This is a genomic window from Caballeronia sp. LZ033 (assembly GCF_031451265.1).
Lineage (GTDB): Bacteria > Pseudomonadota > Gammaproteobacteria > Burkholderiales > Burkholderiaceae > Caballeronia.
Genome location: NZ_JARUXQ010000004.1, coordinates 1,112,983 through 1,124,912 on the forward strand (window position 1 = coordinate 1,112,983; position 11,930 = coordinate 1,124,912).

Here is an 11,930-nt window from a genome sequence, read left to right on the forward strand (position 1 = left end):
GTCATTCACCCATTCGTGCGCGCCGAGGCGTCGATGCGCCGATGTGCCACGCGCAGCCGGTCTGCGCGCGGTGTATCGACAATGCGCCGTGTTCGCGTTCATCGTCGATACGGGCGTCGATCACTTCGGGCGCGAGCGTATTGAAGCCGAACAAGCCGTGATGATGCGCGATCAGCGCGGGAATGTGCGCGGCGCGCGCGAGTTCCACGGCTTCGTCGAGCGTGAAATTGCCCGGCACGCCGTTGCCGCTGCGCGTGGCGTCGCGGCCATTCACAGGCAGCAGCGCGACATCGGGCGCGGCCTGCCGCACGCGCTCGTGCAACTGCGGATACGGCACGCAATCGCCCGAATGATAGAGGCGCACGCCATGCAGTTCGATCACATAGCCGAGCCACGGATGGCGCCCTGCTTCGTCCGTGTCGAGCGTTTCATGCGCGGACGCGATCGGCGACACCGTGCAGCCATCGAAGAGCGGCACGCGCTGCCCTGCTTCGACCGGGATCAGCCGCTCGCGGCTCGCGCCGGTGCGCCTGAGCGCTTCATCGAGCGATGCTTCCGGCACCACGAAGCGCAGCGACGGAAAGCGTTCCGCCAGCGGTTGCAGCGTGCCCGGGTCCATGTGATCCGTGTGCCGGTGCGTGCACAACACTAGATCGAGGCGATCGAAATCATGCGGCGCGATGGGCGCGGGCATCATGCGCTCATGCGGAAAGCGCGTGCCGCGATACTTCTGCGCGAGCGAGTCCGACAGATACGGATCGATCAACAGCCGCGCTTCCGGCGTATCGATGACGAAGCCCGCCTGGCCCAGCCAGTACAACACGACCTCGCCCGCGCGCGGCGCATGACGCGCATCGGCCAGACGCGCGGCGAGCGGCGTATCGAAGGATTCGGCGTGCATCACCAGCACACGTAGCCGCCGTCCGCGAGCACGATGGCGCCCGTCATCAGGCTCGCCGCATCGCTGGCGAGGAACAGCGCCACGGAGGCCACTTCATCGACGCGTCCGAGACGGTTCATCGGCGTGCCGCCCACCCAATGGCGATACATCTCCTCGTTCTCTTTCTTGTACACGTACTGGTTCATTTCCGTGTCGATATAAGTCGGCGCAACCGCGTTCACGCGCACGCCGCGCGCGCCCCATTCGGCGGCCAGCGAACGCGTCAGATGATGCACGCCCGCCTTCGACGCGTTGTAGTTCGCCTGTTCCTGCGGCCGGTTGACGATGAAGCCCGACATCGAGCCGACGTTCACGATGCTGCCGCCGCCGCGCTCCAGCATGCCCTTGCCGAACGCGCGGCAGGCACGGAACACGCCGTTCAGGTTCACGTCGATCACGCGGTCCCACACTTCGTCGCTCATCGTTTCAGCGGGATGATTCGAGATCGCGATGCCCGCGTTGTTGACGAGCACGTCCACGCGTCCATGACGCGCGACCACGGCATCGTTGACGCGTTGCGCGGCGGCGGGATCGGTGACGTCGAACAGCTCGCCTTCCACCTGCGCGCCTGACGACGCCAGTTTCGCGAGCGCTTCGTCCAGCGCTTTCGCGTCGAAGTCCGTCAGCACGACGCGCGCGCCTGCTTCGCCGAGCGCTTCCGCAATCGCAAAGCCGATGCCGCGTGCCGCGCCCGTCACGACCGCGATCTTGCCGTCGAGCCGGAATTTGTCCATGTACATGTTCAGCGTTCCCTTGATGACGAGTGCTTTTACGAGGCTGCGCGCGGCGCGGGCTTGCCTGCGTCGGCGGCGATGCGGCAGATTTCATCGAAGGCCGGACCGCTCGACGCGATATCCCGATGAAACACTTCCGCGATCACGCGTGTCCAGCCATAAATGAAGTAAGTCCAGCCGTCTTCGACCTGCAAGCGCCGCTCGCGCTCCTGCGCGCGCGCCTGATCGAGATACACCAGATCGCCGCGATAGTTCAGATCCCACGCGATGGCGCGTTCGGGAAACACCGCCGCATCGGTCAGCGGCGAACCGGGCGCGTCCTTGCCCAGACCCGTTGCGTTGATCACGAGCGCGCCGGGCGACAGCCGCGCGAGCACCGCATCATTGTCCTCGGGGCGCGGCGCGGTGACGTATTCGCACGGCACGCCGAGATCCAGTTCGCGATGGATGCGTTCGATTTCCTCCAGCCGCCCCGCCGAACGGTTCGACACGATCACCTTCGAAGGCCGGTCCGCGCCGCGGCTGCGCTGCATCAGATGCCAGGTGAGCGCGATGGTCGAACCGCCCGCGCCCATCGAGAAGACTTCGGCGCCGGTCGTCGCGAAATGCCCCTCCGGCAGGAAGCCGTCGAGTGCGAAGCCCGACGTGATCGGATCCTTGGCGTGGCAGACGAACTTGCCGTCGCGCTTCGAGAGACAACTGGTCTCGCCCATGATGCGCGCGTAGTCGTCGATCTCGTCGAACAGGTCGCGGCAGGCCGCATACAGGTCGATCTTGTGCGTCGTGACCAGCGCGCCGAGCGAGAGCGGATCGTCGCGCAGGAAACGCACCGCTTCCCGATACGCTTCCGGACTCGAATGCGGCTTGAAGTCGATGCCCCTGATCTCGACATCGCCCAAACCCAGATGTTTCGCCCATGCGGGAAACACCCGCATGATCGAACTCTGCGCCGTCGTCACGCCGATGAAATAGAAGGTCGGGCGGCGCGCCGCCTCGTATGTCGTCGTGGCAACCTGGTTCATCGCGTGGCTCCTTCGCTGGCGCGCTCGATCAACTGGTCGATGTCCGCGCCGCTGCGCGCCACATACGCCGGATTGGGTTCGGTGCGATAGCCGCCCGCGCCGTCATCGACGACGCGCAGCTTCATGCCGTTCGACTTCTCGATGATCGCGTAGTCCTGGCCCGAATCGGCGGGATAGCAGAACAGCATCACGAAGTCCTCGCCGCCGAAATTCACCGAACGATGGATCCAGCGCGGCGGCACATAGCACACCGTGTTCGCGCGTATCTCGATGATGCGCGTGTCGCCGTCCGGCGACTCCATCAGCATCAGCCCCGTGCCCTTCAGGCCGAAGTACAGCTCCGGCCGGTCGATGTTCGCGTGGATATGTCCGCGCGTCATGAAGTACTCGTTGCCCACCTTGCCCGGACTCATGCGCGTCACGCCGGTAATGAGATCGCCGGGCGCCGCGCTCGGGCGATGGTCGGTCACGTCGTACACCACGTCGTCGCCGCGCTGGGCCGCGAGCGCGGCGAAGGCGGCGGCATCGGCATAGAGGCCGTCGAGATCGCGCAGATGCTTCCGGTAACGCGTGTCCGTGCCGTCCATGAGGCCGGTTTCCAGATCGACGTCGAATGCTCGGGGTTCAGGCCAGCTCATGAGGCGCTCTCCAGGATCAATGTCCCGCCGATTCTAACGTTACTTTTAGTAAAGTTAAAAGATAAGTTTTGAAGTTTTATGACCGGGTTTTCCCCGAGAAATTGCTGCTTCACAGCACGTAAACGCTAGTGATACGATCTGTCAACGTTCACATAACTAACGATATTCACTGGCGCCAGGGAAAGCCTGTTGGCCTCGCCGGGAGACATCCATGCACAACTCAGACTTGCCAGCGGTAGTGGCCGCGCTGCATGAGGCGCTCGGCGCCGGCATCGTGACGCTGCCCGCCGATTTCGCCGGCCGCAAGCACGCCGACTGGAGCCGCACGCCGAGCGCCGATCCCATCGCGTTGATCCGGCCGCGCACGACCGCTCAGGTGGCCACGGCGCTGCGCATCTGTCATGCGCACCGGCAAGCGGTAGTCACGCAAGGCGGCCTGACGGGCCTCGCGGGCGGCGCATGCATGCTGGGCGGTGAAGTCGCGCTGAGTCTGGAGCGCATGACCGGCATCGAGGAGATCGATGCCGTGGGCGCCGCGATGACGGTACTGGCCGGCACGCCGCTGCAAACGGTGCAGGAAGCAGCCGATGCGGCGAACTTCATGTTCCCGCTCGATCTCGGCGCGCGCGGCAGCGCGACCATCGGCGGCAATCTCGCGACCAATGCAGGCGGCAACCGCGTCATCAAGTACGGGATGATGCGCGAACAGGTGCTCGACCTCGAAGCGGTGCTGGCGGACGGCACCGTGGTCGGCGGCCTGCGCAAGATGATCAAGAACAACACCGGCTACGACCTGCGCAATCTGTTGATCGGCAGCGAAGGCACGCTCGCGGTCATCACGCGCGCGGTGCTGCGGCTGCGTCCGAAGCCGCGCGCCGTCTCGACCGCATTCTGCGGCGTCGGCAGCTACGACGCCGTGACCGCGCTGCTGCACGCCGCGCAGGAGCGGCTGCCTGCGGGCGTCTCCGCATTCGAGGTGATGTGGCCGGGCTATTACGACTTCGTGCTCGGCCGTCTTCCGGAACTGCGCGCGCCGCTCGAAGAACGGCATGCGTACTACGTGCTGCTGGAGAGCAGCGGCGCGGACCCGGCGCGCCAGGCGGAAGCCTTCGAGGACTTCCTCGGCGAGATGCTCGAAAACGGCGTGATCGCGGATGCGGCGCTCGCCGCGAGCGAAGCGGACGCCGCCGCGTTCTGGGCGATCCGCGACGCGCCCGGCGAATATCCGCGCCTGATTCCGGGCCGCGTGTCCTTCGACGTGAGCTTTTCGATCGCCGATGTCGGCGAAGCGGCGCGCCGTGCCGAAGCGAAGCTGCGCGAGCAATGGCCGCGCGCGACGATCCTCATCTACGGCCATCTTGGCGACGGCAATCTGCATATCGTCGTGCAGGAGCCCGACTGGCCCGCCGATACCGCGCCGCGCGTGCAGGCCGTGGTGTATGGCGTCACGGCGGAGTTCGGCGGCTCGGTGTCGGCGGAGCATGGCATCGGCTTGAAGAAGCTCGGCGTGATCGCGCTGTCGCGCACGCCCGCCGAACTCGCCGCGATGCGCGCGGTGAAACACGCGCTCGACCCGCTGAACCTGCTGAATCCCGGAAAGCTGCTTCCGGCCTGACCCGCTTCATTCGACGACGCAGCAGTCGATCACTCGCATCACACCCGCGCGCTCGCGCTCATAAAGGAGGAGACATGTCCCGTGTCATGAAGAAAGCAGCCGGCGCCATCGCACTTGCGGTCGCGGCCATTGCGCTGTCGTCGTCCGCGTTCGCCGCCGACAAGATCAAGGTCGGCATCTCGATGAAAGTGCTCAACGCGCCCTACTTCGCCGCCGCGATGGAATCCGCGAAGGCACGCGCCACCGAACTGGGTCAGGACGTCATCGTCGCCGACGCGCAGGGCAAGATGCAGAAGCAGATTGCTGATGTGGAAGATCTCGTGACGCGCGGCATCAAGGTGCTCATCATCGATCCCGCCGATCCGAAAGGCCTCGTCAACGCGGTGAACGCCGCGACCGCCGCCGGCGTGAAAGTGGTCGTGATCGACAGCACGCTCGATCCGAAGGCCAACTACCTGACGCTGGTGCAGTCGTCGAACCGTGAGAACGGCTCGCTGGTCGGCCAGTGGGTCGTCAACACGATGGGCGACAAGCCGCTCAAGATCGCGTTGATCTCCGGCGAGAAGGGCAACCCGGTGGGCAAGGAACGTCGCGACGGCGTGCTCGAAGGGATCATGGAAGCGCAGCTCGCGAAGACCGGCAAGGTCAACGTGCAGGTGGTCGGGCAAGGCTGGGGCAACTGGTCCGACGAAGGCGGCCTGAAGGCGATGGAAGATCTGCTGGTCGCCAACAAGGACATCAACATGGTGCTCGGCGAAAACGACAGCATGGTTCTCGGCGCGCGCCGCGCGATTGAAAGCGCGAACCGCCAGGGCATCACGCTGGTGGCGGCGGCGGACGGCCAGAAGGAAGCGCTCGCGCTCATCAAGCAGGGCAAGTACGGCGCCACCGCGCTCAACGACCCGGCGCTGGTCGCGCGCACGGCGGTGGATATCGGCGTGAAGGCGGCGCAAGGACAGGCCGTGAGCGTGCCGAAGATCTCCTATACGCCTTCGGCGGTCATCAGCAAGGACAACGTCGACAAGTTCTACAACCCGAAGGCGATCTTCTAAAGCCGGACCGACCGCACGCTGCGCGCGCCGTCATGCGCGCAGCGTGCTGGAGTGGAGAACCCAACATGCTTCCGTTTATCGCTCTCTCGGGCATCGCCAAGCGCTTCGGCGGCGTGCACGCCATCGAGGGCATCGACTTCGACGTCCACGCGGGCGAGGTCCATGCGCTCGTCGGCGAGAACGGCGCGGGCAAGTCCACGCTGATGCGCGTGATCGGCGGCGGCCATCAGGCGGATGCGGGCACGATACGCGTCGAAGGCCGCGAGATCACGTTCCGCAATCCGCATGCGTCGCTGGCCGAAGGCATCGCCGTGATTCATCAGGAGACCGCGCTCGCGCCCGATCTCTCGGTGGCCGAGAACGTGTTCCTCGGCGCGATGCCCGCCGTGCTCGACTGGCGCGCGCTGCGCATGAAGGCCCGTGCGCTGATCGAGAGCCTCGGCTTCGAGATCGATCCGGCCGCGCTCGTCGAAACGATGTCGGCGGCGCAATGCCAGGTCATCGAGATCGCCAAGGCGCTGAGCGGCACGCTCAAGCTGCTGGTGCTCGACGAACCGACCGCCGCGCTCGCGCCCTCGGACGCCAACCGTCTGCTCGATATCGTGCGCGATCTGAAGGCGCGCGGCGTGGGCATCGTCTATATCTCGCACCGGCTGGAAGAGGTCTTCGCGATCGCGGACCGCATCACGGTGCTGAAGGACGGCAAGCGCGTCGATACCGTTACGCCCGGCGACATCACGCGCGACGAACTGATCCGCAAGATGGTGGGCCGTCCGCTGTCCGTGCTGTTTCCCGAACGCCATGCGACGCCCGGCGCAGAAGTGCTGAAGGTCGAGGGGCTGACGCGCGGCCGCGCCGTGCAGGATGTGTCGTTCTCATTGCGCGCCGGCGAAGTGGTGGGCCTGGGCGGGCTGATCGGCTCGGGGCGCACGGAAGTCGCGCGGCTCATCTTCGGCGCGGACACGCGCGACGCAGGTCATATCGAACTGAAGAACAAGCCGCTCCATGCGCGCTCGCCGATGGCCGCCGTACGCGCGGGCATCGGCTTCGTGCCGGAGGACCGCAAGGGCCAGGGCGCGGTGCTCGGGATGCCGATCCGCATCAACGCGACGCTCGCCGCGCTCGATTCGGTGAGTGGGCCGTTCGGCTGGCTGGCCTTCCGGCGTGAACGCGCGGCGGTGGCGAAGCTGATGGACGCGCTGCGCATCAAGGCCCGCTCGATGGACGCGGATGTCTCCACGCTGTCCGGCGGCAATCAGCAGAAGGTCGTGCTGGCGAAGTGGTTCCACGCCGACGGCGATCTCATCATTCTCGATGAACCCACGCGCGGCGTCGACGTCGGCGCGAAGGTCGAAATCTACACGCTGGTCAATCAACTGGCGGAACGGGGCAAGGCCGTGCTGGTGATCTCGTCGGATCATCAGGAACTGATGGGCCTGTGCGATCGCATCCTCGTGATGGGCGAAGGCCGCATTCGCGGACAACTGAATCCCGACGACTACAGCGAGGAACGCATCCTCGCGCTGTCGCTGCAACGCGAGGCCGGCGAAGCGCCCTCGCTCACTCATACCCATGCGGAGATGACATCATGAATCACAGCGCCGCCACGCCGGAATCGTCCAGTGCGCGCACGCAGCGCGCCGCGGCCGCCTCATGGTGGACCGCCGCGCGCCGCTTCAATACGGTCGCGATCCTCGTCGTGCTCGTGATCGCGGCATCGTTCGTGTCGAGCGACTTTCTCTCCGTGCCGAACCTCGCGAACATCTCGCGGCAGGTCGCGGGCGTCGGCATCATGTCGGTGGGCATGCTGCTGGTCGTGCTCACGGGCGGCATCGATCTCTCGGTGGGCTCCGTCGCCGCGCTCGGCAGCGTGCTGTGCGCGCTGCTGATCCCCGAACACGGCCTCTGGTTCGCGCTGCTCGCCACGCTCCTGACCGGCGCGCTGTGCGGCTTCGTCTCGGGCGCGCTGGTGGCGTGGTTCCGGCTCACGCCGTTCGTCGTCACCCTCGCGATGATGACCGTGGCGCGCGGCATCGCGCTGATCGTGTCGAACGGCTCGCCGATTCTCGTCGACGATCCCGGCCAGGCGCTGCTCGACTTCGGCCGTCATTCGTATCTCGGCATTCCGGGACCGACGCTCGTGATGCTGCTGGTGTTCGTCGGCGGCGGCATCGCGCTGAACCGGCTGCGCGCGGGCCGCGTGGTGCGCGCGATCGGCTCCAACGAGGAAGCCGTGCGTCTCTCCGGCGTGCCGGTCGCGCGCCACGTGCTCGGCACCTATGTGGCGTCGGGCGTGCTCGCCGCGATGGCCGGCATCATCTCGACCTCGCGCGCGGGCGTCGGCGCGCCGACCGTCGGCGTGGGCGACGAACTGACCGTGATCGCAGCGGTGGTGATCGGCGGCGCGAGTCTCGCGGGCGGCAAGGGCGGCGCGCTCAACACGCTGATGGGCGTGCTGATTCTTGGCGTGATCGGCAACATCATGAATCTGGCGAGCGTGCCGGGCTATCACCAGCAGGTGGTGATGGGCGTGATCATCGTCGCGGCGGTGCTGTCGCAGCGCGGCGGCGGCTTCTGGCGCCGTTTCTCGTTCCGATAAACTGTTCCTTTCGCGTGACCCCGCCGGACGCGCCGCCGTTGAAGCCCGCGCGTCCGGCGTCCTTCAAAGGAACATCGAGTGTCCGACATCAACGTTCTCGAACTGATCGACCGCGCACGGCCGGGCCTGAAGCGCGGCAGCCGGCAGGTCGCCGAGTTCATCCTTTCGAATCTCGATACCCTCCCCGACCTGAGCCTCGCCGAACTCGCGCGGCTCGCCAACGTCAGCGAGCCGACCGTGCTGCGCTTCTGCACGACGCTCGGCTGCAACGGCTTTCGCGACTTCAAGATTCGAGTGGTGCAGAGCCTCGCGCTCGGCGCGCCCGCCGCGCACTCGGTGCTCTCCAACGACGACACGCCCGAGGCCGTCGCCACCAAGATCTTCGACTACACGATCACGAGCCTCGACTGGGCCCGCAAGAAGCTCGATTTCGCGGCCGTCGGACGCGCGGTCGATCTGCTCGCGAAGGCGCGGCGCATCGAGTTTTTCGGCTTCGGGGCGTCGGGCATCGTCGCGCAGGACGCGCAGCAGAAGTTTCCGTTGTTCGGCGTGCCGTGCGTCGCGCATCAGGATTCGCATCAGCAGTTCATCGCGGCCTCGATGCTCGAAGCGGGCGATGCGGTCGTTGCAATTTCGAACACGGGTTCCACGCGCGGGTTGATCGAGATTGCCCGCACCGCGCGCGAACGCGGCGCGGGCGTGGTCGTCATCACCGGTTCCGATAGCCCGATCACGCGTTACGCCGACGTCGCGGTGATCGCCGAGACGCTCGAAAACACTGACGTCTATACGCCGACTACCTCAAGGCTCGCGGCGCTGGTCGTCATCGACATTCTTTCGACCAGCGTCGCATTGAGGCGCGGTGAGAACCACACGCGCGACGTCATGCACATGAAGAAGCGGCTCGCGCATCTGCGGGCCACCGGGGAAATCTGAGCGTTCAGCAAATGGCTTTCGACGCACAAGAGAGCGCAAAGCCGGCACGGCGTTCAGCCCGTGCCGGCTTTTCAAGTGTGCAATCTGAAGTTACCGCCTGCGGCTATTCACCAGTGCAGCAGGCACCAGCAGCACCAATATCCCGCCGATCACCAGACTCACCGAAAGCGCCAGCACGCCCGCCCCTGCCGATCCCGTCGCTTCCTTCACCAACCCGATCAGCGACGGACTCACCACACCCGAAATACTGCCGACCGAATTCGCGAGCGCGAGCCCCGCTGCTGCCGCCGCCCCGCCCAGGAACGACGGCGGAATCACCCAGAACTGCGAGATGGTGGTCATGACGCCCATCGTGCCGATGGTCAGCGCGATCATCGCGAGCACGGTCGAGTGAGAGAACACGACGCTCATCGTCAGGCCAAAGGCCGCAACCAGACCCGGCACGATCAGATGCCAGCGACGCTCACCGGTCCGGTCCGAGTTGTGGCTTACGAACACCATCGCCAGCGCGCCGGCCGCATACGGAATCGCCGTCAGCAAGCCGACATGCAGCGGGTCGGCCACGCCACTGGACTTGATGAGCGTCGGCAGCCAGAAGCTGACCCCGTACAGCCCCATGGTGTAGAAGAAGTAGATGACACTGACGAGCAGCACCTTCGGGTTCATCAGGCCGTCTTTCATCGAATGCAGCCCGCTCTTCGGCTGTTCGACCTTGAGCGCGGTCTCGAGCGTGTCCTTCTGCGATTCCGTGAGCCACTTCGCGTCGCGCACCCGGTCGTCGAGGTAGAAGAACGCCATCACGCCCAGCACGGCGGTCGGGATGCCTTCGACCAGGAACAGCCACTGCCATCCCGCAAAACCATGCGAGCCGTTCATCGCGGTCATGATCCAGCCGGACAACGGCCCGCCGATCACCCCGGACATCGGAATGCCGGTCATGAACAACGCCGTCACCTTCGAGCGCCGCGAAGCCGGGAACCAGTAGGTCAGATAGAGCACGATGGCCGGAAAGAAGCCCGCCTCCGCGACACCGAGGAAGAAGCGCATGACATAGAACATCGTCGGTGTCTTGACGAACATCATCGCCGCTGAAATCAGCCCCCACGTGACCATGATCCGGGCGATCCAGCGGCGCGGACCCACGCGGAGCAGCAACAGGTTGCTGGGCACTTCGAACAGCAGATAGCCGACGAAAAACACACTCGCGCCAAAGCCATAGACGGCCTCGCTGAAGCCGAGGTCGCTCAGCATCTGGAGCTTGGCGAATGCAACGTTGATGCGGTCGAGATAAGCGAAGAGGTAACAGACGAAGAGGAAGGGAACGAGACGCCACGCGGCTTTGGTAAAGACGGACGTGTCGGCGCCTTCCACGAAGGTGGCTGGGCTTTGGGAACTCAAGTTGTGTCTCCTGTGGGGCCATCGAGTGACCAGCGGTGTCCTGTACCGGACGGTTCTCCGCCAGCGCTTGAGATGCGCGCGCCAGACCTGGCGCGCGCATCCCGCACTACCCTGCGTACTCAGTCGAACATGTCCGGCTGGGTTTCGACCAGCTCGCTCCAGATGGTCTGGAAGTGCAGCCAGCCGATGTAATCGCTGCCCACGTGCTCGCGGCTGTAGCGCGCGCGCTCGGGCGTGACTTCCTTCGGCGTGATGCCGGTGGCTTCGATCATCAGTTGCTGCTGGCAGCAGCGCTCGAGCGCGATGAACCAGAACGCGGCCGAGTCGATGCTGTGACGGCTCGCCGTCAGCAGGCCGTGGTTCTGGTGAATGGCGGCCTTCACGCCCTTGAACGCGTTCGCGACCTTGTTGCCGCCCTTCACTTCCACCGCGACCTTGCCTGCCTCATCGCCGATGACGACGTGGTCCTCGAAGAAGGCGGCCGCATCCTGCGAGATCGGCGCCAGCGGCTTGCCGAGCGAGGCGAATGCCGTACCGTAGGTGGTGTGCGCATGACACATCGCGACGATGTCCTGATGCTGCTCATGCACCGCGGCATGCAGGACGAAGCCGGCGCGATTGATCGCGTATTCGCCTTCAACCACCTTGCCCTCGTGGTCCGCGCAGATGAGGTTCGACACCTTCACCTGCGAGAAGTGGACGGCCATCGGATTGGTCCAGTACAGGCCCGGATGCTCCGGGTCGCGCACCGTCAGGTGGCCCGCGAAGCCGTAGTCGAAACCTTGCAGCGCGAAGGCGCGGCATGCGGCGACGAGGCGTTCCTTCAGATACTTGCGATGCTCGGCGTGGTCCTTGAACTCGGGCATGCGCGGAAAGATCACGCCTTCCTGATCCGGCTCGTAGATCGAGATCTTGCCGGGCTTCAGAATCGATTCCTGCGTGGCTTGCTTCGGTTCATCGATGGTGGACATCAGATACTCCTGTTGTTGATTGGGG

General features: G+C 65.5%; 11 protein-coding genes. 5 read left to right on the forward strand and 6 right to left on the reverse strand.

Annotation, left to right across the window (positions count from 1 at the left end):
- Window position 1 precedes the first annotated feature (1 nt).
- The 4 genes from QCE62_RS32355 to QCE62_RS32370 are packed head-to-tail and all read right to left on the reverse strand — an operon-like array spanning window position 2 to window position 3,334.
- A complete protein-coding gene (locus tag QCE62_RS32355; protein WP_309927550.1) occupies window positions 2–901 on the reverse strand; it encodes an MBL fold metallo-hydrolase in 900 nt (299 codons plus the stop codon).
- Entirely contained in the window at window positions 901–1,680 is a 780-nt protein-coding gene (locus QCE62_RS32360) for an SDR family NAD(P)-dependent oxidoreductase (protein WP_309926959.1), read from the reverse strand. The genes QCE62_RS32355 and QCE62_RS32360 overlap by 1 nt, the downstream gene beginning before the upstream one ends.
- A 29-nt stretch (window positions 1,681–1,709) precedes the next feature.
- Window positions 1,710–2,696, reverse strand: coding sequence for a shikimate dehydrogenase (locus QCE62_RS32365; RefSeq protein WP_309926961.1), 987 nt, complete (start codon window positions 2,694–2,696; stop codon window positions 1,710–1,712).
- Window positions 2,693–3,334 carry a glucose-6-phosphate isomerase gene (locus QCE62_RS32370; RefSeq protein ID WP_309926962.1) on the reverse strand — a complete coding sequence of 214 codons (642 nt, stop codon included), beginning with the start codon at window positions 3,332–3,334 and terminating at the stop codon, window positions 2,693–2,695. Before QCE62_RS32370 ends, QCE62_RS32365 begins: the two co-directional genes overlap by 4 nt.
- Window positions 3,335–3,545: 211 nt before the next feature.
- Here QCE62_RS32370 and QCE62_RS32375 point away from each other — a divergent pair, with 211 nt between their 5' ends.
- The 5 genes from QCE62_RS32375 (at window position 3,546) to QCE62_RS32395 (ending at window position 9,536) form a co-directional block, all read left to right on the forward strand.
- The gene (locus QCE62_RS32375) at window positions 3,546–4,949 is read left to right on the forward strand and encodes an FAD-binding oxidoreductase (RefSeq protein ID WP_309926964.1); all 1,404 of its coding nucleotides are present in this window, start codon (window positions 3,546–3,548) and stop codon (window positions 4,947–4,949) included.
- 74 nt (window positions 4,950–5,023) lie between these two features.
- Window positions 5,024–6,001 (forward strand): substrate-binding domain-containing protein, encoded by a 978-nt coding sequence (locus QCE62_RS32380; protein ID WP_309820940.1) that lies wholly within the window; start codon window positions 5,024–5,026, stop codon window positions 5,999–6,001.
- Window positions 6,002–6,066: 65 nt separating this feature from the next.
- Window positions 6,067–7,593 (forward strand): sugar ABC transporter ATP-binding protein, encoded by a 1,527-nt coding sequence (locus QCE62_RS32385; protein WP_309926967.1) that lies wholly within the window; start codon window positions 6,067–6,069, stop codon window positions 7,591–7,593.
- Window positions 7,590–8,600 (forward strand): ABC transporter permease, encoded by a 1,011-nt coding sequence (locus tag QCE62_RS32390; protein ID WP_309926969.1) that lies wholly within the window; start codon window positions 7,590–7,592, stop codon window positions 8,598–8,600. The genes QCE62_RS32385 and QCE62_RS32390 overlap by 4 nt, the downstream gene beginning before the upstream one ends.
- Window positions 8,601–8,678: 78 nt before the next feature.
- The gene (locus QCE62_RS32395; RefSeq protein WP_309820946.1) at window positions 8,679–9,536 is read left to right on the forward strand and encodes an SIS domain-containing protein; all 858 of its coding nucleotides are present in this window, start codon (window positions 8,679–8,681) and stop codon (window positions 9,534–9,536) included.
- Window positions 9,537–9,626: 90 nt separating this feature from the next.
- Here QCE62_RS32395 and QCE62_RS32400 read toward each other — a convergent pair whose 3' ends face one another.
- Window positions 9,627–10,934, reverse strand: coding sequence for an MFS transporter (locus QCE62_RS32400; protein WP_309926971.1), 1,308 nt, complete (start codon window positions 10,932–10,934; stop codon window positions 9,627–9,629).
- 119 nt (window positions 10,935–11,053) lie between these two features.
- On the reverse strand, window positions 11,054–11,905 hold the full coding sequence (locus QCE62_RS32405) for a class II aldolase/adducin family protein (protein ID WP_309926974.1): 852 nt from the start codon (window positions 11,903–11,905) through the stop codon (window positions 11,054–11,056).
- Window positions 11,906–11,930: the final 25 nt, after the last annotated feature.